The following is a 20576-nucleotide window of genomic DNA, read 5'->3' as shown; positions in this document are numbered from 1 at the left end:
TATGCTCGCCGACCGTTCCAGGCGGCGGGAGCGCTATCTTGTCGACGCAAGGCCCGTTGACAAGCCCAAAATTGCGCCGGCCCAAGCCAATTTGACGCATTGCAGCAAAAAATCGAAATCGGATCACAGGAAAGGCGCAATCGACAGACGCGACATCACTGCCGGCAAGGCGGCCGCGACATTGCGCCCGGCAAGATCGATGCGCGGCACTGTCACGCCGACAACGAGTTCGCTGCAGTCTTCCTGGAAGCGGACCATTTTGCCGGCTGGCACGAGCTGGATAATGAGGTCGATCACGCAGCTTGGCTCGAACTGTATCGGTTTGGGGCCGAATCCCGGCACCTCGACGAGGCCGGCTATGCTGGCTGGTGCGCGGCAGACCAGCCGCCCCTCGCAATCGGCGGCAAAGAGCTGGTCATCGCCGATCAGCCGGGAAAACAGCCCGCGTTGGCTGCAATGATCGATCAAGGCGAGCGCCAGCGTCGTCTTGCCCAAGCCGGACGGTCCGGTGATGAGAATGCCGCGATCACCTATCAGGATCGCGGTGCCGTGAATGTGTTCAGGCTGCACAATAGGACCAGGCGTGATTGGAATTCATCCCTCAGCCTTCCGCCGGCAGCGTCACCACGAAGCGCGCGCCCTTGATCTCGCCAGGCTTGGTGCCCGGGATGTTCTCGGCGCTCAGCGTGCCGCCATGGGCTTCAACGATCTGCCTGGATATCGACAGGCCAAGGCCCGAGTTCTGACCGAACGCCTCGCCGGCCGGCCGATCTGTATAGAACCGCTCGAAAATGCGATCGATGTTATCGGCCCGGATTCCGGGGCCATTGTCGTCGACGGTGACGATGTTGAACTTACCGGCGCGTGCCAGCGATATGGTGATGTGGCCACGATCTTCGGGAACGAACGAGCGGGCATTCTCGATCAGGTTGGTGATCACCTGGCCGATCCTCAGATCATGGCCGACGACGAAGTAGCCTTTCACGCCCTGCGGCAGTTTGGCGACCTTGAACTCGATCTCGACCGCCTTCTTGTTGCGCGTGGCCTCGCGCGAGACGGCGACCAGATCGGTGATGAACTTTTTCAGGTCGACGGTTCCCGCGTCTTCCCGCGCCAGCTCGGCATCAAGACGGGAGGCATCGGAAATATCGGTGATCAGGCGGTCCAGCCGCCTCACATCGTGCTGGATGATATCCATCAGCCGGCTCCGCGAATTGTCGTTCCTGGCCAGCGGCAATGTCTCCACGGCGCTGCGCAGCGAGGTAAGCGGGTTCTTCAGCTCGTGCGAGACATCCGCGGCAAAACTTTCGATCGCCTCGATACGGGCGTAGAGCGCATTGGTCATGTCGCGCACGGCGATCGAGAGATTGCCGATCTCGTCCTGGCGGTCGGAGAAGTCGGGGATTTCCTCACGGTTCTTGACGCCGCGGCGAACCCGGACCGCCGCCGCGGAAAGCCGGCGAAGCGGGTTGGCGATGGTGGAGGCCAGCAGCATCGACAGGATGGCGGTAACCAGGGCGGCGATGCCGAACACGCGCAGGATCGCCTTGCGCTCGGCCGCGACGATCTTGTCGATGTCGCCGCCTTCGGTCGACAGCATCAGCACGCCGAGAACGGCACGGAAGCGCTGGATCGGCACCGCCACTGAAACGATCTGCTCGCCCTGCTCCGAGATCCGCACGATCGTCGACGGACTGCCGGTAAGCGCTTTGACCACTTCCGGAAACGCAGCACCGTTGCCGCCCGGCTGCTCGCGATAGACAGGCAGCTGCTTGTTGCGGAAGAAATCAAAGACGAATTTCTGGATGCGCTCCAGAAGGTCCGGCTGTTCCACTTCGACCGGCGGCAGGTCGTAGCGAAGGATCTGGCCGCGCGAATAGAGATGGCGGGAATCGAGCAGCAGGTTGGCGTCGCGGTCATAAATGCGGGCGCGCGTGCGCGTCGGCGAGATCAGCCGCCTGAGCACCGGCGCCACGCGCTCCGGATTGATCGGGAAATCGAGATTGTCGAGCTGGTCGGAGCCCGGGCCGAGGCTTTCGCCGGCCTGCAACTCAAGCAGCTTTTCCGGATCGATGCTGATCGAATCGGTTTCGACCGTCGCCGACGCGGCGATCGCGCCGGCGATGATCTCGCCTTGGGTCATCAGGCTCTCGACACGGGCGTCGATCAGCCCGTCGCGAAAGGTGTTGAGGTAGAGAATGCCGGTGACCAGGACGGCAAGGCCGGCGAGATTGAGAAAGAGAATACGCCGTGTCAGGCTGGAAAAGATGTGATGGCCGAGAAACCGGCGCATCGGCACCGTAATTTTCGACACGAAGGCGGGCAGAATCCGCGGCGGGCGCCTGGCGGCGCCCGACCGTCTCACTCGCTCTACTTCCACTGCCATCGAATAGCAGCTCCCGCTCGGTAATTAGTGAGTAGTGAGTAGGCAGCAGGAATAGAGAAATGGTTGGCTGAGATCGCGGCGATGCATGGGTGGCCGCTCGCATCATTCAAAACTGACTACCGACCATTCCCTACTGCCTACTGCCTACTCATGCTTCGCGGAACCGATACCCGACTCCGTAAAGGGTTTCGATCATTTCGAAGTCATCGTCGACGGCCTTGAACTTCTTGCGCAGCCGCTTGATGTGACTGTCAATGGTGCGGTCATCGACATAGACCTGCTCATCATAAGCGGAATCCATCAGCGCATCACGGCTTTTTACGACGCCCGGGCGCTGTGCCAGGGAATGCAGGATGAGGAACTCGGTGACGGTCAGCGTCACCGGCTCGCCCTTCCAGGTGCAGGTGTGGCGCTCCTGGTCCATGACAAGCTGGCCGCGCTCAAGCGACCGGGCCTGCTGGTTGGGCGCCTTGGCCGCCGCCTCGCGGGTGCTGGCGCGGCGCAGCACGGCGCGGACGCGTTCGACCAGAAGACGCTGCGAGAAGGGTTTGCGGATGAAGTCGTCGGCGCCCATCTTGAGGCCGAACAGTTCATCGATCTCATCGTCCTTGGAGGTCAGGAAGATCACCGGCAGGTCGGATTTCTGACGCATCCGGCGCAGCAACTCCATGCCGTCCATGCGCGGCATCTTGATGTCGAGGATGGCGAGGTTCGGCGGGCGCGCCGCCAGTCCCTCCAGCGCCGATGCCCCATCCGTGTAGGTTTCGACCCGATAACCCTCGGATTCGAGGGCGATCGAAACCGAAGTCAGAATGTTGCGATCGTCGTCGACAAGCGCGATTGTTGCCATTTCAAGCGGCTCCCTCATGAGCTGTCCCTTCTTTCGTCGAGAAGGGGCTTTTGCAGGACAAATTAGGTACAAAATGTGGCATAGGCTTTATCCGCTGTCACGCGCGGCACGCCGGCGGCCACAATTGTACCTCGATATGGATTGGACGAATGAACATCGCCAATCCTTTGGGCAACCATCAGTGTTTTTGCACATATAAACGATTTAAACAACTTTCAAAATATTTAAATCGATTAATGATTTGATATCATTCGCCTTTTCTGGTTTTGACGTTTTTAGCTCCTGCAATGGGGTTTCCGGAATTCGCCGGTAAAGACGCGGTAAATCGAAGAAGGGACACCCATGTCGGAAGCCGGCAAACGCAATCCTGCATGTGCAATCGATCGGATCGGTCTGAGAACCACTGGCGTGGTGCGCTATAATTTCGGCGCGGCCGCGCTCTACGAGGAGGCAATCCGCAGTGGCGAGGCCCGACTCACCGCGCATGGCGCGCTTGCCGCCGAGACTGGGCAGCACACCGGCCGCTCGCCCAGGGACAAATTCGTGGTGCGCGACGAAAGCACCGCGCCGCATGTATGGTGGGACAACAACAAGGCGATTTCGCCGATCCAGTTCGATACGCTGCTTGCCGATTTTCGCGCCCATGCGGCTGGAAAGGACCTTTATGTGCAGGACCTGGTCGGCGGTGCCGACGAGGAACTGAAGCTGCCGACCAGGGTGATCACGGAGCTTGCCTGGCACTCCTTGTTCATCCGCAATCTGCTCATCCGGCCTGCAGCCGCCGAACTCGAGCATTTCGTGCCGGATTTGACGATAATCGACCTGCCGTCGTTCCGCGCCGATCCCGCCCGCCACGGCACGCGCGGCGAAACGGTGATCGCGGTCGATCTTTCGCGCATGATCGTGTTGATTGGCGGTACCTCCTATGCCGGCGAGATGAAGAAGTCGGTGTTCACCGTGCTCAATTATCTGCTGCCGGCAAAAGGCGTGATGCCGATGCATTGCTCGGCCAATGAAGGGCCCGCCGGCGACGCGGCCGTTTTCTTCGGCCTTTCCGGGACCGGCAAGACGACGCTGTCGGCCGACCCGTCGCGAACGCTGGTCGGCGACGACGAGCATGGCTGGGGACCGCACGGCATCTTCAATTTCGAAGGCGGCTGCTATGCCAAGACGATCAAGCTTTCGGCCGAAGCCGAGCCGGAGATCTTCGCCACCACCCAGCGCTTCGGCACGGTGCTGGAGAATGTGGCGCTCGACGCCGGCCGCGTGCCGGATTTCGACGACGGCGGGCTGACCGAAAACACGCGCTGCGCCTACCCGCTCCATTTCATCCCCAACGCCAGCAAGACGGGGCGCGCCAGCCACCCGAAGAACATCATCATGCTGACCGCCGACGCATTCGGCGTTATGCCGCCGATCGCGCGGCTGACCCCGGCGCAGGCGATGTATCATTTCCTCTCCGGCTATACCGCCAAGGTGGCCGGGACCGAGAAGGGCGTTACCGAACCCGAAGCGACATTTTCGACATGCTTCGGCGCACCGTTCATGCCGCGGCATCCGTCGGAATACGGCAATCTGCTGCGCGAGCTCATCGCCCGCCACGGCGTCGATTGCTGGCTGGTCAACACCGGCTGGACCGGCGGCGCCTACGGCACCGGCAAGCGGATGCCGATCAAGGCAACGCGGGCGCTGCTTGCGGCGGCGCTCGACGGCTCGCTGAAAGCGGCCGACTTCCGCACCGACGCCAATTTCGGTTTTGACGTACCGGTGACGGTTGCCGGCGTCGACCGCGCCATTCTCGACCCGAGATCGACCTGGGTCGACAAGCCCGCCTACGACCGGCAGGCGGCAAGGCTGGTCGGCATGTTCGTCGACAATTTCGAAAAGTTCGAAGCCCATGTCGACGCCACCGTGCTCGGCGCCGCACCACGCATGCAGGTAGCGGCTGAATAGCCGTCGCCCCTGGTGATGCTTCAAGGCCCGGCTTCGATCGGGCCTTTTCTTTTTCCGCCTGCCGCGCCATGACTGCGGCATGAACGCCGACGACAAGATCATCATCACCGACGATGCGGTGATTAATCCGGGCGACCTGCACGAGGACTTCATCCGTTCGTCCGGCCCGGGCGGGCAGAACGTCAACAAGGTGGCGACGGCAGTGCAATTGCGCTTCGATGCCGCCAATGCGGCTGGCCTGTCGGAGCGGGTGCGCGAACGGACCATCAAGCTTGCCGGCCAGCGCGCCACCAAGGACGGCGTCATCGTCATCGAAGCCGGACGCTTCCGCACCCAGGAGCAGAACCGGGCGGACGCCCGGGCGCGACTGACGGCACTGGTTGCCAAGGCCGCCGAACCACCGCCACCGCCGCGCAAGAAGACCAGGCCATCCAAAGGCGCGGTCGAAAGACGGCTCAAGAGCAAGGCCGGGCGCGGCTCGATCAAGAAAATGCGCGGCCGGGTTGAGGATGAGTGACAGCCGAAGCGGCTTCGGATCTCAGATCGCCGGCGTAAAGTGCGCAGCTACTGTCGGAGGCGGCTTTCGGGTCGCCGTTTTCGTTTGACGGTGGCATTCTGATTTTCCAGACCAACGGATCAAGCGACGCGATGCTCGTACTGCCCAAAGGCGTCCGCCATATGCCCGGCCACCTGTCGCGCGCCATGCAGGAAGTGCTGGTGGAAGATATCAGGAAAGTCGTGGAGGAAGCCCCGCTGTTCGTGCCGGCAATGCCGCGTACCGGCAAGGAGATGAGCGTGCGCATGACCAATTGCGGCCCGCTGGGCTGGGTCACCGACAAGGAGCACGGCTATCGCTACCAGCCGACCCACCCGGTGACCGGAAGGCCTTGGCCGCCGATCCCGGAGATGCTGCTCGATCTGTGGCGGGACGTATCTGCCTATGCGCACCCGCCGGAGGCCTGCCTGGTCAATTTCTATTCGCAGGATGCCAAGATGGGTCTTCACCAGGACCGCGACGAGGCGGATTTCTCGGCACCGGTCGTCTCGGTCTCGCTCGGCGATGATTGCCTGTTCCGGGTCGGCCAGACCACGCGCGACGGCGCCACCAAATCGTTCAGGCTGAAGAGCGGCGACGTCGTCGTGCTTGGCGGCGAAGGGCGGCTCTGCTTTCACGGCGTCGACCGTATCTACCCCTCGACCTCGGCCTTGTTGAAGAACGGCGGGCGGATCAATCTGACGCTGAGGCGGGTGACGACGCCGAAATAGGCTGTTCGGGTGCCCGGGGGTGCCAGTACCACGACCGCCGTTGTAGCGTTTGGCCAGCAGCAGGGCACTGCCCGGCCAGGGTTGCAAGCCCGGAGCCTGGCGGTGCGTTGCATCGTTGCGCGCACGCCAGGCCTGGAGCGCCAACAGCCGATCTCGGGCGGTCCGGGAATCGCATCATCTCGAGCCGTTCCGCAAACCTAGACCAGCACTGGCGAATACCCAGTGGCGAAGCACCACATAGTTGACGAGCGGGACCACGAAGCATGTCAGCACAATCGGAACCTGCGCCTGCAGGCCCAGAATCCCGGACAACACGGCGGGCAGAAGAAATGACACCGCCAGACCAAGCAATGTCAGCACGAAAAAGCGAGGCGCCTCGAAACGATGCGCCCCGCTGGACGCGAAGGTAAAATACTTTTGTCCGGCATAGGAGAAGACGGCGGCGATGGCATAAGCGAGCACCGAGGCCGAAGCCGGCCGCATCGACACCGCGTCCCCCATCGAAAATACCGCGGCAAGCAGTGCGTAGAGCAGAGTGGCGCCAAAGCCGATAATCAGGAAACGCGCCGGCCGCTTTGCAAGTCTGAAGCCCGAACCGGCGCTAAACACGGCCGCTGCACACATATTGCGCACCGAGCGGCAGGTGCGAGACCCAGCCCTCGACCTTGCGCGCGACGGAATTCGCGAAGGGAAACATCAGGAAATGCCTGCCTGCAACCTGTGTGAGGCCGGCCGCCTCCAGGAGACGGCCGGCTTTGCGGCGACTGATCAGCACGGCGTCTTCATCGAAGGGGCAGCGAAGCACGGCAAGGCGTGTCAGCGGATTGTACGGGTTGTGCTCGATAACCGACACGACGCCGCCGGGCCGCACGACGCGCCGCATCTCGCAAACGAAGCTCGACCAATGTTCGGGCGGCACATGATGGACGACGCAAACGGCGAATGCGAGGTCGAATGTGCCATCCGCGTAAGGCAGCACGGGAGCCGTGTAGTCGGCATAGGTGACCCAGGGGTTTTCCTCACGCGCCCGGGCGATGGATTCCCTCGAAATGTCGCAGCCATGAAGGTCTGAAAAAAGCGGCTTCACGTAGGGATGCAGTGCGCCGACCCCACAGCCAACATCAAGCGCCCGAACGCAACCGTCGCGCCTTGCAATACCACGCTCGGCGATCAGGTCGGCAAGGAGGACTGACTTCGCCTGCAGGAAGAAGTCATGCTTCAGCCCGGAAAACCTGATCGAGTCGTCGACCGTCCTGTTATAGGTGGTGCGATATTGATCGAAGAGTTCGGCCATCAACCAAACCTTCTGTCGCGTGACGCCGACAACGTCGCCTCGGTGTTTCGATTGTCGACTTCCGCCCGGAGCGCGTCCTCGAAGCCAGTAAGGCGATCAACGACGTAGAGCGGCCGGCGCTTGATCTCGGAGTGGATCCCGCCGACATAGAGGCCGACGATACCGGTCATGAACAGGTTGATCCCCGACAAGAAGGAAACGATAACAACTGTCGACGTCCAGCCTTGGACAACACCTAAACTGAATGCCCAGGAAGCCACGGCGAAGAGCCCGAGCAGCGCGGCTACCCCCGAGATAGCGAGCCCGGCCCAGAGCGCCATACGCAATGGTTTTTCCGAAAAGCCGATGACCCCGTGGACAGCCAGGCGGAGCATCTTCCAGAAAGGATACTTTGTTTCACCTGCGGCGCGCGCCGGTCGCTCGAATGAAACCGCCGTCTGCTTGAATCCCATCCAACCGAACATGCCGCGCACGAAACGGTTGCGCTCCGGCATCTGCTTGAACGTATCGAGAGCCTTGCGGCCGATTAGTCGGAAATCGCCAACGTCGCGGGGAATGTCGACTGAAGTCATCTTCTCCATCAGCCGGTAGAAGATGCTGGCCGTCAGCCGTTTGAACCAGGTTTCGCCTTCGCGCCGCATACGCCTCGCGTAGACGATTTCATAGCCCTCCTTCCACTTTTCCACCAGCTGGAGAACGACTTCAGGGGGATCCTGGAGGTCGGCATCCATGACCACCACGGCTTCGCCGGCAGCCGCGTCCATACCGGCCGTAATTGCAATCTGGTGCCCGAAATTGCGCGACAGTTCGATCAGCCGGAAGCGTGGCTCCTCGGCAACCATCCCACGCAGGTAGATCACACTCGTGTCGGTACTGCCGTCGTCGACGAAAATAGCCTCTGCCGGTGCGTCCAGCACGTCGAGCAGGGCGACTATTCGCCGGATAAGGAGTGGAAGAACCGCCTCCTCGTTGAAGATCGGAATGACCAGGGAATAGCGGAGCTGCGTCGCACGAACTCCGGTACTGCTCGCGTTGATCACAGACTGCTCCCGACAGATCCGCTGGAATTGCCCATCGAACACTAGCCGGGATAGCCTAAGGCGCCGTTAACCGCGCCGTTACAGTTTCCTGAGCGCCACTTCCTCGACCAGATGGTTGGCGCCCTTGCGCAGGATGAGATCGGCTCGGGCGCGGGTCGGCAATATATTCTCGCGCAGATTCTTCAGGTTGATGTTGGTCCACAGACCCTCGGCGATGGCGCGGGCCGCATCCTCGGAAAGTTGCGAATAGCGGTGAAAGAAGGAGGCCGGGTCGCGGAAGGCGGTTTCGCGCAACCGCATGAAGCGGGCGATATACCAGTGATGGATCAGCGCCTCCTCCGCATCGATGTAGATGGCAAAGTCGAAGAAATCCGACAGGAAAGGCACGATCTTGCCGTCCTTCGGCAGCTTGCCCGGCTGCAGGACGTTAATACCTTCGAAGATCAGGATGTCGGGCCGGTCGATGGTTTGGAACGCGCCCGGAATGACGTCATAGGTCAGGTGCGAATAGACCGGCGCGCGGACGTTGCGCTGCGCCGATTTGATGCCGGACAGGAAACGCAGCAGCGCGCCGACGTCGTAGCTGTCGGGAAAGCCCTTGCGCTCCATCAGATTGTTGCGGCGCAGGACTTCGTTCGGCAGCAGGAAGCCGTCGGTGGTGACCAGGTCGACCTTGGGACTCGACGGCCAGCGCGCCAGCAGCTCCTTTAGCACGCGCGCCGTGGTCGATTTGCCGACCGCGACGGAACCGGCAATGCCGATGATGAACGGTGTCTTGGCCGCGTCCAGCGCGTTGAAGAAGGCCTGACGCTGCCTGAACAGGAGTTGACTGGCTTCGACATGAGCCGACAACAGCCGCGACATCGAAAGATAGATGCGCTCGACTTCGTGGAGATCGACCGGATCGTTCAGCGACCGCAGACGACGGATTTCGTCCTCGGTGAGCGTCATCGGCGTATCGGCGCGGAACCGCGACCATTGCTCGGCCGAGAAGAAACGATAGGGTGAATACTTCTCGGTAGGAGCGAGCTGGTCCATCGAGTTCCTCCGCAGCGATCAGCCCCGGTCCAGCCGAGACGCCTTTTCGGCGATGCCCGAACGACCGGTGCGGCGTTCAAGCTCGTTGAGCACATCGCTCAGCGGAATGTCCGCTATGCCGAGAACGACAAGCCAATGATAGATGAGATCGGCGCTTTCCGAAACAAGCGCGTCCCGGTCGGCGCTGACGGCTGCGATTACCGTTTCGACCGCCTCTTCGCCAAGTTTCTGCGCTGCCTTGCTCATGCCGCGCTGAAAGAGCTTGGCCGTCCACGAATCCGGATCGCCGGAACGCGCGCGTTCGCCAATAATCTTCTCCAGATCGGAGAGCGAGAACTCGGTCATGACGGCGTTTACAGCCTCTTCTTAGCCGGAAAGGCTCTAGGACCGATTACCCGGCGAGTCCAGCCGCATCGGCAGTCCGGCCTGAGCCATGTGCAGCTTGGCTTCGGCGATGCTGTAGGTGCCGAAATGGAAGATCGACGCCGCCAGCACCGCGCCGGCATGGCCGTCGCGAATGCCTTCGACAAGGTGGTCGAGCGTGCCGACGCCGCCGGAAGCGATGACCGGCACGCGTACGGCATCGGCGACCGCGCGGGTAAGGGCTATGTCGTAGCCGGCCTTGGTGCCGTCGCGGTCCATCGATGTCAGCAGGATCTCGCCGGCGCCGAGATCGACCACTCGCCGAGCGAACTCGACGGCGTCGATGCCGGTCTTCTCGCGGCCGCCGTGGGTGAATATCTCCCAGCGATCGGCCTCGCCCGCAGCGGACACTTTCTTGGCATCGATGGCGACGACGATGCACTGGTTGCCGAATTTGTCCGCTGCTTCGGCGACAAAATTTGGGGTCTTCACCGCCGCCGTGTTGATCGACACCTTGTCGGCGCCGGCCAATAGCAGCTTCCTGATGTCGGCGACCTGACGGACGCCACCGCCAACGGTCAGCGGCATGAAACATTGTTCGGCGGTGCGGGCGACGACATCGAAAATGGTCTCGCGGTTTTCCGACGAGGCGGTGATGTCGAGAAAGCAGAGCTCGTCGGCGCCGGCCGCGTCATAGGCTTTTGCCGCTTCGACGGGATCGCCGGCATCGACCAGGTCGACGAAATTGACGCCCTTGACGACACGGCCGTTCTTGACATCCAGACAGGGGATGACGCGGGCTTTCAGCATCAGATCCTCTCGATCGCCGCAAGAAAGTCGACGAGCAGCTGGCCGACGACGGGCGGAACCTCGGACTGGGAATCAAAGGCCGGGTCGTAGGCCGAGAGCGTCACGCCGACGATCGGGATGGACCTGGCCAGTCCGCAGGCAAGCTGCCGTAACTGTTCCGGGCTCGGACCGCCCGGATGCGTGTAGCGGTTCACCTGCAGCACGTTCGGATCGACGACGTCCAGGTCGAGATGCAGATGCGCCCGCACAGTCCCTGTCGCCGTGAGCTTTCCGATCATATCGAGTGCACCGGCACATTCGGTGCGCACGATCGGCAAGGTTTCCAGCAGGCGCTTTTCGTCGGGATCGAGGTCGCGGGCATCGACCAGCAGGCAGCGCGCCGGGTCTATCGGCCGGAACCCCGGAATCGCTGCCGCCATCGGACGCCAGCAGAGCCCGAGAGTCGCCGCCAGCGCCATGCCATCGAGAAAGCCGTAGGCCGACGTCTCCGGCGTGTTGAGATCGCCATGCTGGTCGATCCAGATGATCGAATTCGCGGCTTCACCGGCGACCGCACCGGCGGCGGTCAGACAATTTCCAGCAAGGGTAATGGGGAAGCGTCCTCCATCGCGGGCGAGGCTAACCTTGGTCGCGACAGCGTTGCAGACGGCAAAGCCGGTTGCGATTTCGCGCCCCTGCTCGTCTCCCACCCTGCCGATATCTTCGACGGCGACTTCATGGCCAGCCACGGTCAGGGCTTCGACGAGCCCACCGCCGACAATGGCGTCCGGCCCTTGGCCGCACCCTTCGTGATAGTGCCCGCTGTCATAAGGGGCGGCGATAATCGAGACTTTCATGATGACGCCCCTGCCGTCGGCTTGCCGCGCAGGATCGCCAGTGCCTCGGCCGGATCGATGCGGCCGTCGTAGAGCGCGCGGCCGGAGATCGCGCCTTCGAGCTTCTGCGCATCGGGCATGGTCATGCGCACGATGTCGGCGATCGAGGCGAGTCCGCCCGAGGCGATGACCGGGATCGAAACCGCCTCGGCGAGATCGATGGTGGCGTCCCAGTTGATGCCGGTCAGCACCCCGTCGCGATCGATGTCGGTGTAGATGATGGCGGCGACGCCGGCGCCTTCGAATTTCCTCGCCAGTTCGATGATGCCGAGACTCGAGGCCTCGGCCCAGCCTTCGACCGCGACCTTGCCGCCCTTGGCATCGATGCCGACGGCGATCTTGCCCGGGAATGCCTTGCAGGCCTGCCTGACCAGATCCGGATCGCGCACCGCCACGGTGCCAAGAATGACGCGGGCCAGCCCACGGTCGAGCCAGTCCTCGATCTGCGCCAGGGTGCGGATGCCGCCGCCGAGCTGCACCGGGTTGCTCGTCGCCTTGAGGATGGCGCCGACCGCGGCGCTGTTGACGCTCTGGCCCTTGAAGGCGCCGTTGAGGTCGACGACGTGCAGCCATTCGAAGCCCTGCTCTTCGAAGGCGCGCGCCTGAGCGGCGGGATCGTCGTTATAGATCGTCGCAGTTGCCATGTCGCCATGCCTGAGGCGCACACATTTGCCGTCCTTGAGGTCTATGGCCGGAAACAGGATCACCTTCAGGCGCCTTCGACGATGACAAAGTGGCCGGTCGAGCCGGCGAGCCTGTACTTCAAGGCCTCCTGGTATTCAGGCGAGCCGTAGCATTCCAGCGCCTTTTCATAGGATTCGAATTCCACCAGCACGTGGCGATTGCCGGTCGGTCCTTCCGGGCTGGTATACCGCCCGGCGCGCACCGGGAACTTCGCGCCGTATTTCGCGAAAGCCGCGGCATTGGCCTCGATGTACTGCTTGTAGATCTCCGGATCGTGGACATCGACCATTGCCATCCAATAGCCCTTCTTGCTCATGGTTCAGGGCCTCCAGCCTAGGAAATTGGTGATCAGCGCCCGGCCCAGCGCCTGGCTCTTCTCGGGGTGGAATTGCGTTCCGGCGAGGTTGTCGCGAGCGACAGCGGCCGTTACCGGGCCGCCATAGTCGGCAACCGCCAGCACCTCATCCTCCTTCCGTGCATCGAGATGGTAGGAGTGGACGAAATAGGCGTGCAGTCCCTTGCCGCCCGTCGCAATGCCGGAAAACAGCGGATGCTTGCGCTTCAGGTCAATCGTGTTCCAGCCGATCTGCGGGACCTTCAGTGTCGGATCGGCCGGCGTGATCTCCTTGACGTCGCCGGGGATCCAGCCAAAGCCCTTTGTGACGGTCTTTTCCAGGCCTCGCTCCGACATCAGCTGCATGCCGACACAGATGCCGAGGAACGGCCGAGCCTTGGCGATCGCCACCTCCTCGACCGCCTCCCACATGCCGGCGACCGCACGCAGTCCAGCGGCGCAATCGGCATAGGCGCCGACGCCGGGCAGGACGATGCGGTCGGCGGTCCTGACCCGCTCGGCATCGGCGGTGAGTTCAATCGCGGCGGCAATGCCGGCTTCATGCGCGGCACGCTCGAAGGCCTTGGTGGCCGAGCGCAGATTGCCCGACCCGTAGTCGATGATCGCGACCCTCATCTCAGGGCTTTCCCGGAATATGGTTCAGCCCCAGTGCCAAGCCCATCTGCGCCGGCCGGGCATGTGCTGCGTCTGGGACGATACGCTGCGCAGGAGTTTGTGCATCCGAATCCGCAGCGGCTTCCGACACATAGCGGATGTCGGCGTCGTCGAGCCTGTCGGCCTCGACGACACCCCATTCATGCCAGCCGCGGCGACGAAGGGCTGCAATTCGCAAGCCTTGTCCCTCCAACCCGACAAAGAGCATGACAAGGAAGGATAAAAGCGAGCCGGCTGTTTCCAGGTCCAGCCTTTCGCCCAGCGTCGAGAGCAGGCCGATGGCGACAAACGCCAATGCCGCCTCGACCCACAGCCGGTGCCGGGCCAGCCACAGCGGCGGCACCAGGAAGCCGAGCCAGGCAAAGCCGTCACGGATAAAGGTAGTGTCCACCCTTTCGCTGCGGCCTGGCGGCTCCATCACGACATAGATGGCCATGGCGTTACCCTTTCAGGGATCCCTTGGTGGAGGGAACCGCGTCCGGCTGCCGCAGGTCGCGCTCAAGTGCCGAACGCAACACACGCGCCACGGCCTTGAAGCAGGTCTCGGCGATGTGGTGGTTGTTGGCGCCGTAATGATTGGTGACATGCAGCGTGATGCCGGCATTCTGCGCCAGAGCGTGGAAGAATTCGCGCACCAGCTCGGTGTCGAACATACCGATCTTCGGCGACGAGAACGAAACATTCCAGACCAGAAAAGGCCGGCCGGAGACATCGATTGCCGCCCGCGTCAGTGTCTCGTCCATGGCGAGGTCGATCGAGGCGTAGCGCATGATGCCGCGCCGCTCGCCCAATGCCTTGGCCAGTGCCTGGCCGAGCGCGATGCCCGTATCCTCGACGGTGTGGTGGTCGTCTATATGCAGGTCGCCCTTGGCCTTCACGGTCATGTCGATCAGCGAATGGCGCGACAACTGGTCGAGCATATGGTCGAAGAAGCCGACGCCCGTCGAAATGTCGGATTTGCCCGAGCCGTCGACTTGAACCGACACGGAGATCTCGGTTTCCCTGGTCTTGCGGCTTATCTCGGCGGAACGGGGCGCCATGACCTCATCCTTGTCTCAGATTTGCACGTCAGGCGTTCACATGCCTGAAAACGAAAGCCTTCTAGCAGCATGATCCGGCGATTGCCAGTTACCGCTGCGGAGCACAGTCCGGCCCGGCGGATGGCCGGTTTGCAATCGTCCGGCCTATGCATACATATGGCCGATCAAGTCACTCGTAACGCGCCGATCGCCCCGATGGGATCGGTGCTTGTCGGAGCAGAAAATGTCGAATGAACTGACCATGCATGCCACGACCATCGTGACCGTGCGCAAGGGCGGCAAGGTGGTGATCGCCGGCGACGGCCAGGTCAGCCTCGGCCAGACGATCATGAAAGGCAACGCCAAGAAGGTGCGCCGCATCGGCAAGGGCGGCAACGTCATCGCCGGTTTCGCCGGCGCCACCGCCGATGCCTTCACGCTGCTCGAGCGGCTCGAAGCCAAGCTCGAACAATATCCCGACCAGCTGACACGCGCCTGCGTCGAGCTTGCCAAGGACTGGCGCACCGACCGCTATTTGCGGCGGCTGGAAGCGATGATGCTGGTGGCCGACAAGTCGGTGTCGCTGGCGCTGACCGGCACCGGCGACGTGCTGGAGCCCGAATTTGGCGTCATGGCCATCGGCTCCGGCGGCAATTACGCGCTGGCAGCGGCACGCGCGCTGATGGACAGCGACAAGGGCGCAGAGGAGATCGCCCGCAAGGCGATGCAGATCGCGTCAGACATTTGCGTCTACACAAACAACAACTTCGTCGTCGAAACCCTCGATGCCGCCTGAGCGGAGCCTCCGCTATGGTTTTCGGCCGGTGACCCAGAGGGACCTGCCGATGATCGCCGGCTGGCTTGCCGAGCCGCATGTCGCCGAGTGGTGGGACGACCCAGAGACCGAGATTGCGGAGATCCGCGAGCATATCGACAGCATTTCGGTCGAGCCGCTGATCATCGAGCTGGACGGAAAGCCCATCGGCTATTTGCAGAGCTACGATCCGCATCTGGAGGACGGCCATCCCTATAGCGACCAGCCGTTCGGCACGCTCGGCATCGATCTGTCGATCGGCGTGCCGGAGCTTGTCGGGGTCGGCCACGGCTCCGCGATCGTCCGGCAGTTCGTCGAGCAGCTTTTCGAGGAAGGTACGCCGCGCGTCATCATCGACCCGGACCCCGCCAATGCACGGGCTATCCGTGCCTATGAAAAGGCCGGTTTTACGGCTATCGATCGCAGGAAGTCGGAATATGGCGACGCCGTGCTGATGGCCATTGATGCCCCAGAGGGTGATGCCGGACAGGGTGACGCAGAAGAGGGGCAATAGCAGCATGAGCGTATCCAGCGACAAAACCGTCTCGGCCTACGAAGACAGTTGGCGAATGGGGCTCCTGCTGGTTCTCGGCCTGGTCATCTTCCAGGCCGGGGTCCTCTACGGCATGGGGCGGACGCCGATCTGTACCTGCGGCTATGTCAAGCTGTGGCACGGCATCGTCCAAAGCTCCGAGAATTCCCAGCATATTTCCGACTGGTACAGCTTCTCGCACGTCATTCACGGCTTCCTGTTCTATGCGCTGGCGTGGTTCCTTTTCCCGCGCTCGCCGATCGGGCTCAGGCTGGCGTTTGCCGTCGTCATCGAGGGCGGCTGGGAGCTGCTCGAGAACAGTCCTTTCATCATCGACCGCTACCGCGCCGGCACGATCTCGCTCGATTATTATGGCGACAGCATCATCAATTCGGTGTCGGACACGCTGGCCATGGTGCTGGGGTTTGTCATGGCGCGAAGGCTTCCTATATGGGTGATCGTCACCCTCGCCCTCATCTTCGAATTCGGTGTCGGCTATCTCATCCGGGACAATCTGACACTCAATGTGATCATGCTGCTGCATCCGTTCGAGTCCATTCGGCAGTGGCAAAGTGGAATTTAGTGATATGAGCACCTTCTCTCCCCGCGAAATCGTTTCGGAACTCGACCGCTTCATCATCGGCCAGAAAGACGCCAAGCGTGCGGTGGCGATTGCCTTGCGCAACCGTTGGCGCCGCCAGCAGCTCGAGGGCCAGATGCGCGAAGAGGTGATGCCGAAAAATATCCTGATGATCGGCCCGACCGGTGTCGGCAAGACCGAGATTTCACGCCGCCTGGCGCGCCTTGCCGGTGCGCCTTTCGTCAAGGTCGAAGCCACCAAGTTCACCGAGGTCGGTTATGTCGGCCGCGACGTCGAGCAGATCATCCGCGATCTGGTCGAGATCGCCATCGGGCTGGTGCGCGAGAAGATGCGCGAGGACGTCAAGGCGCGTGCCCACATCAACGCCGAGGAACGGGTGCTCGAAGCGCTCGTCGGCAAGACGGCGAGCCCAGCCACCCGCGACAGTTTCCGCAAGAAACTGCGCGACGGCGAGCTCGACGACAAGGAGATCGAGATCGAAGTGGCCGATACCGGCAATGGCGGCATGCCTGGCTTCGAGATCCCCGGCATGCCGGGCGCCAATATCGGCGTGCTCAACATCAACGACATGCTGTCGAAGGCGATGGGCGGCAAGAAGATCAAGTTGCGCAAGACGACCGTCAAGGAGTCCTACGGGCTGTTGATCAGCGACGAGTCCGACAAGCTGCTCGATCAGGACGAAGTGGTGCGCCGGGCACTCGAATCGACCGAGAATGACGGCATCGTCTTCCTTGACGAGATCGACAAGATCGCCTCGCGCGAAGGCGGCATCGGTGCCGGTGTTTCGCGTGAAGGTGTACAGCGCGACCTGCTGCCGCTGGTCGAAGGCACCACGGTTGCGACCAAATATGGACCGGTGAAGACCGACCATATCCTGTTCATCGCCTCGGGCGCGTTCCACGTCGCCAAGCCCTCCGACCTGCTGCCGGAATTGCAGGGCCGCCTGCCGATCCGCGTCGAGCTGCGGGCGCTGGAGAAGGACGATTTCGTCCGCATCCTCACCGAGACCGAAGCCAGCCTGATCAAGCAGTATATCGCGCTGATGAAGACCGAAGGCGTCGACCTGGTCTTCACCGATGACGCGATCGATTCGTTGGCCGGCATCGCCGTGGACCTTAACGCCAGCGTCGAGAATATCGGCGCCAGGCGGCTGCAGACGGTGATGGAACGGGTACTGGACGACATCTCCTATGACGCGCCGGATCGTAACGGCACCTCGGTGACAATCGATGCAGCCTATGTCGAGAAGCATGTCGGCGACCTCTCCAGAAACACGGACTTGTCGCGTTTCATCTTGTAGGAGACTCTTGATTCTCCAAGAGGCCGGGGAATTACTCCCGGCCTCCGTCAAATTCGGCCCGGCATTCCGGAGGTGTGGCCAAATGGAAGCATCCGGCAAGCTTTCGTCCCGTCCGGTGCAGGCGTCTCTCGACTCCCGGTGGAGCATTACCTAGTTTGCCGCCGACTATTTGGGCGGCGGCGCATGAAAAAACTGATCCTCGTCATTTTGGGGCTGACGCTGGCGACAGCTATGTTCGCCGCGCAAGCGGCAACGATGGTGCCGCCGGGCAACCGCAACACCGAGCAGCCTGACATACCGGGCGCATCGAGCCGGCGCACCCAGGCGACCAACACCACCTTCCAGGCGAAATACCGCAAAGTCTTTGCGCTGCTCCAGAACGATGCCGCGCTGCGCGGCAAGATCAAGCAGGCAGCCGCGGCTTATGGCATCGACCCAATGCATATCGTCGGCGCCATCGTCGGCGAGCACACCTACAATGTCGATGCCTATGACCGGCTGCAGACCTACTACGTCAAGGCGATCTCGTATTTATCGAGCAAGCTCTCCTTCGCCTATGACGGCGAGGACATCACCGATTTCGTGCAGCGGCCGCAATTCGCCAAATGCGCAGGGAAGTCCGATAGCTACGACCTATGGGAGTGCCGCGAGCAGGTGTGGAACCGGTCGTTCCGCGGCAAGACCGTCAACGGCGAGAGCTTTCCCAACGACCGCTTCGGTGCCACTTTCTTCCAGCCTTATTATGCCGGCCAGACTTTTGGCCTTGGCCAGCTCAATCCGCTGACGGCGCTGCAAATGAGCGACCTCGTGCACAAGGTTTCCGGCCTGCCGGAACTCGACGTCGGCGACCCCAACGCGGTCTACAAGACCATCATGGATCCTGACCTGACACTGCCTTATGTCGCAGCAACGATCCGGAAATCGATCGACGCCTATAGAAGCATTGCCGGCTACGACATCTCAGGCAATCCCGGCATCACGTCGACGCTCTACAATGTCGGCAACCCCGAACAGCGCGCCTATGCGCTGAAGGCCGAGAACGACAAGCGCCGCGCTGCGGGCGAGCCGGAAAAACTGCCTGAGGAGAATTACTATGGCTGGCTGATCAACGACAAGCTGCCGGAGCTGAAAGCGCTGTTTTAGCCAAACGCGTTCGGCCAACTATCCACGCCCTCAGCTCACGCCGCCAGCAGCGACTTCAGCTTGACCGTTTGCGAGCCTAGCGCTTCCGGCGCCGGCTTTGCCTGCTTTGCAATCAGCATCTCGGCCAGCCTTATGTCGCGGGCGACCGCGTTGCCGGGGCCGATGCCGCTTGCCGCAACCAGCCTGCTGTCCTCGGCCAGATGAAACAGGATGAAGGCGCCGTCGCCAACGTCGCGGCGAACGATGCTGCGGCCTTCGTCCGACAGGCCGGCGATCTGCAGGGTCAATCCGTACTGATCTGACCAGAACCAAGGCACCGCCGAATGCGCCTCGCCGGCGCCAAGCATGTTCCTTGCGGCGAGTGCGCCCTGCTCCTGCGCATTGCGCCAAGCTTCCAGCCGCACGCGCCGGCCGCCATAGATAGCGAGCGGAAACGAACAGCAATCGCCGGCTGCAAAGATATCCCGGTCGCTGGTGCGAAGCTCGGCGTCGACGGCGACACCATTGTCGATGGTCAGCCCCGCCTGCCCGGCAAGTCCGGTCACCGGCACGGCGCCGATCCCGATCACGGCAAGATCGGCGACAATGTCGTGTCCACCGGCAAGCGCGATGCGCACTTCGGCGCCGTCATCGGCAATGGCCGCGATGCCCTCGCCGCACAGGATTTTTACGCCTTCGGCTTCATGCGCCTGATGGATGACCTGCGCGATCTCGGCCGGCACGCCGCGCATCAGAATGCGCGGCTGCGCCTCGATGACGGTGACCGCGGCACCCAGCCTGCGCGCCGCCGCGGCGAGCTCGAGCCCGATGAAGCCGCCGCCGACTATGGCGATGCGATTGCCGGCGTTGAGATGGGCACGAATGGCCAGCGCGTCGTTGAAGGTTCGCAGATAGACGCAGCGCCCGCCAAGGCCCGGCATCGGCAATTTGCGCGGCACCGAACCGGTCGCCAGCAGGAGCTTGTCGTAGGCCAGGGCGGAACCGTCGGACAGGCGCACGACATGCGCCGTGCGGTCGATCGCCACAGCCAGAACCGAATGGATATGCCGGATAGAGCGCTCGGCCAGGATCGCGTCGCTGGCGATCGCCTTGATCAGGGGCGCGTCGGCGACCATCGCTTCTTTCGACAGCGGCGGGCGCTCATAGGGAAGATGCGGCTCGTCGCCGACCAAGGTTACGGGGCCATCATAGCCGAGCTCGCGCAGCGCAAGGGCGGCGCGCCCGCCGCATTCGCCGGCGCCGATGACGACCATTCCCTTCGTCATCATCAACCGATCCGGACAAGGACTTTGCCGGCGTCGACTTTGACCAGATAGGTCCTTAGATCGACGCAGACAGGCGCGCCCCTGGCAGCCCCTGTCTTGTAGTTGAAGCGGCCATTGTGCTTCGGGCATTCGATGATGTCGTCCATGACCAGCCCGTCGGCCAGATGCACCTTCTCATGCGTGCAAAGCCCGTCGGTGGCGAAATACTCGTCGTTGGGGCTGCGATAGATAGCAAAGGTGCGGCCGCCATGGTCGAAGCGCATCACGTCCTCTTCGTCGATGTCCTCGGCGTCACAGGCCTCGACCCAGTCGCTCATTTACGGGTCCCTCGATT

25 protein-coding genes are annotated in these 20576 nt (G+C 62.4%); 8 read left to right on the top strand and 17 right to left on the bottom strand.

Annotated elements, in window-relative coordinates; translation table 11 throughout:
* Positions 1-123: 123 nt before the first annotated feature.
* The 3 genes from NKH50_RS14270 to NKH50_RS14260 form a co-directional block, all read right to left on the bottom strand.
* Complete coding sequence (locus NKH50_RS14270; protein ID WP_352879424.1) at positions 124-570, bottom strand: HPr kinase/phosphorylase; 447 nt, start codon at positions 568-570, stop codon at positions 124-126.
* 31 nt (positions 571-601) lie between these two features.
* On the bottom strand, positions 602-2386 hold the full coding sequence (locus NKH50_RS14265) for a sensor histidine kinase (protein WP_352879422.1): 1785 nt from the start codon (positions 2384-2386) through the stop codon (positions 602-604).
* Between the two features lie 148 nt (positions 2387-2534).
* Positions 2535-3236 carry a response regulator transcription factor gene (locus NKH50_RS14260; RefSeq protein ID WP_023677547.1) on the bottom strand — a complete coding sequence of 234 codons (702 nt, stop codon included), beginning with the start codon at positions 3234-3236 and terminating at the stop codon, positions 2535-2537.
* A gap of 342 nt (positions 3237-3578) precedes the next feature.
* On the opposite strand from NKH50_RS14260, the gene NKH50_RS14255 reads away from it, so the two are divergent.
* The 3 genes from NKH50_RS14255 to NKH50_RS14245 all read left to right on the top strand — a co-directional run bounded on the left by NKH50_RS14255 (position 3579) and on the right by NKH50_RS14245 (position 6455).
* Positions 3579-5189, top strand: a complete 1611-nt coding sequence (locus tag NKH50_RS14255) for a phosphoenolpyruvate carboxykinase (RefSeq protein ID WP_352879420.1) — start codon at positions 3579-3581, stop codon at positions 5187-5189.
* A gap of 79 nt (positions 5190-5268) precedes the next feature.
* Positions 5269-5706, top strand: a complete 438-nt coding sequence (gene arfB / locus NKH50_RS14250) for an alternative ribosome rescue aminoacyl-tRNA hydrolase ArfB (RefSeq protein ID WP_352480188.1) — start codon at positions 5269-5271, stop codon at positions 5704-5706.
* 131 nt (positions 5707-5837) lie between these two features.
* Positions 5838-6455 (top strand): alpha-ketoglutarate-dependent dioxygenase AlkB family protein, encoded by a 618-nt coding sequence (locus NKH50_RS14245; protein WP_352879418.1) that lies wholly within the window; start codon positions 5838-5840, stop codon positions 6453-6455.
* A 174-nt stretch (positions 6456-6629) separates the two neighbouring features.
* Here NKH50_RS14245 and NKH50_RS14240 read toward each other — a convergent pair whose 3' ends face one another.
* From NKH50_RS14240 to hisB, 12 genes are all read right to left on the bottom strand, one after another.
* A complete protein-coding gene (locus NKH50_RS14240) occupies positions 6630-7079 on the bottom strand; it encodes a GtrA family protein (RefSeq protein WP_352879416.1) in 450 nt (149 codons plus the stop codon).
* A complete protein-coding gene (locus NKH50_RS14235) occupies positions 7057-7749 on the bottom strand; it encodes a class I SAM-dependent methyltransferase (protein ID WP_352879414.1) in 693 nt (230 codons plus the stop codon). Before NKH50_RS14235 ends, NKH50_RS14240 begins: the two co-directional genes overlap by 23 nt.
* Positions 7749-8789 carry a glycosyltransferase family 2 protein gene (locus NKH50_RS14230; protein ID WP_502906864.1) on the bottom strand — a complete coding sequence of 347 codons (1041 nt, stop codon included), beginning with the start codon at positions 8787-8789 and terminating at the stop codon, positions 7749-7751. The genes NKH50_RS14235 and NKH50_RS14230 overlap by 1 nt, the downstream gene beginning before the upstream one ends.
* A gap of 78 nt (positions 8790-8867) precedes the next feature.
* On the bottom strand, positions 8868-9827 hold the full coding sequence (gene coaA, locus NKH50_RS14225) for a type I pantothenate kinase (RefSeq protein WP_352480184.1): 960 nt from the start codon (positions 9825-9827) through the stop codon (positions 8868-8870).
* Between the two features lie 18 nt (positions 9828-9845).
* Complete coding sequence (locus NKH50_RS14220) at positions 9846-10172, bottom strand: phosphoribosyl-ATP diphosphatase (RefSeq protein ID WP_254815934.1); 327 nt, start codon at positions 10170-10172, stop codon at positions 9846-9848.
* 36 nt (positions 10173-10208) lie between these two features.
* Positions 10209-11003, bottom strand: coding sequence for an imidazole glycerol phosphate synthase subunit HisF (hisF, locus tag NKH50_RS14215; RefSeq protein WP_254816374.1), 795 nt, complete (start codon positions 11001-11003; stop codon positions 10209-10211).
* Positions 11000-11836: an arginase family protein gene (locus NKH50_RS14210; protein ID WP_352879412.1), complete on the bottom strand. Its 837-nt coding sequence runs from the start codon at positions 11834-11836 to the stop codon at positions 11000-11002. The genes hisF and NKH50_RS14210 overlap by 4 nt, the downstream gene beginning before the upstream one ends.
* Positions 11833-12582 carry a 1-(5-phosphoribosyl)-5-[(5-phosphoribosylamino)methylideneamino]imidazole-4-carboxamide isomerase gene (hisA, locus tag NKH50_RS14205; RefSeq protein WP_352879410.1) on the bottom strand — a complete coding sequence of 250 codons (750 nt, stop codon included), beginning with the start codon at positions 12580-12582 and terminating at the stop codon, positions 11833-11835. The genes NKH50_RS14210 and hisA overlap by 4 nt, the downstream gene beginning before the upstream one ends.
* 2 nt (positions 12583-12584) lie before the next feature.
* Entirely contained in the window at positions 12585-12875 is a 291-nt protein-coding gene (locus NKH50_RS14200; protein WP_352879408.1) for a DUF1330 domain-containing protein, read from the bottom strand.
* Between the two features lie 3 nt (positions 12876-12878).
* On the bottom strand, positions 12879-13529 hold the full coding sequence (hisH, locus tag NKH50_RS14195) for an imidazole glycerol phosphate synthase subunit HisH (RefSeq protein WP_352879406.1): 651 nt from the start codon (positions 13527-13529) through the stop codon (positions 12879-12881).
* Between the two features lies 1 nt (position 13530).
* Positions 13531-14004 carry a DUF2628 domain-containing protein gene (locus NKH50_RS14190; RefSeq protein WP_352879404.1) on the bottom strand — a complete coding sequence of 158 codons (474 nt, stop codon included), beginning with the start codon at positions 14002-14004 and terminating at the stop codon, positions 13531-13533.
* Between the two features lie 4 nt (positions 14005-14008).
* Complete coding sequence (gene hisB / locus NKH50_RS14185; protein ID WP_352879402.1) at positions 14009-14608, bottom strand: imidazoleglycerol-phosphate dehydratase HisB; 600 nt, start codon at positions 14606-14608, stop codon at positions 14009-14011.
* A 223-nt stretch (positions 14609-14831) separates the two neighbouring features.
* On the opposite strand from hisB, the gene hslV reads away from it, so the two are divergent.
* From hslV to NKH50_RS14160, 5 genes are all read left to right on the top strand, one after another.
* Complete coding sequence (gene hslV, locus NKH50_RS14180; protein WP_352879400.1) at positions 14832-15383, top strand: ATP-dependent protease subunit HslV; 552 nt, start codon at positions 14832-14834, stop codon at positions 15381-15383.
* Positions 15373-15915 carry a GNAT family N-acetyltransferase gene (locus NKH50_RS14175; RefSeq protein ID WP_352477085.1) on the top strand — a complete coding sequence of 181 codons (543 nt, stop codon included), beginning with the start codon at positions 15373-15375 and terminating at the stop codon, positions 15913-15915. Before hslV ends, NKH50_RS14175 begins: the two co-directional genes overlap by 11 nt.
* A gap of 4 nt (positions 15916-15919) precedes the next feature.
* Positions 15920-16516 (top strand): DUF2585 domain-containing protein, encoded by a 597-nt coding sequence (locus NKH50_RS14170; protein WP_352505979.1) that lies wholly within the window; start codon positions 15920-15922, stop codon positions 16514-16516.
* Positions 16517-16520: 4 nt separating this feature from the next.
* A complete protein-coding gene (gene hslU, locus NKH50_RS14165; protein WP_352879397.1) occupies positions 16521-17834 on the top strand; it encodes an ATP-dependent protease ATPase subunit HslU in 1314 nt (437 codons plus the stop codon).
* A gap of 183 nt (positions 17835-18017) precedes the next feature.
* On the top strand, positions 18018-18977 hold the full coding sequence (locus tag NKH50_RS14160) for a DUF1402 family protein (RefSeq protein WP_352879395.1): 960 nt from the start codon (positions 18018-18020) through the stop codon (positions 18975-18977).
* 35 nt (positions 18978-19012) lie between these two features.
* Here the strand turns inward: NKH50_RS14160 and NKH50_RS14155 are convergent, their stop codons facing one another.
* A complete protein-coding gene (locus tag NKH50_RS14155; protein ID WP_352879509.1) occupies positions 19013-20242 on the bottom strand; it encodes an NAD(P)/FAD-dependent oxidoreductase in 1230 nt (409 codons plus the stop codon).
* A 2-nt stretch (positions 20243-20244) separates the two neighbouring features.
* Entirely contained in the window at positions 20245-20559 is a 315-nt protein-coding gene (locus NKH50_RS14150) for a MocE family 2Fe-2S type ferredoxin (RefSeq protein WP_352477080.1), read from the bottom strand.
* Positions 20560-20576: the final 17 nt, after the last annotated feature.

Origin of the sequence: Mesorhizobium sp. M1027 (assembly GCF_040318745.1) — a bacterium.
GTDB lineage: Bacteria > Pseudomonadota > Alphaproteobacteria > Rhizobiales > Rhizobiaceae > Mesorhizobium.
This window is presented reverse-complemented; position numbering and strand designations above follow the sequence as displayed.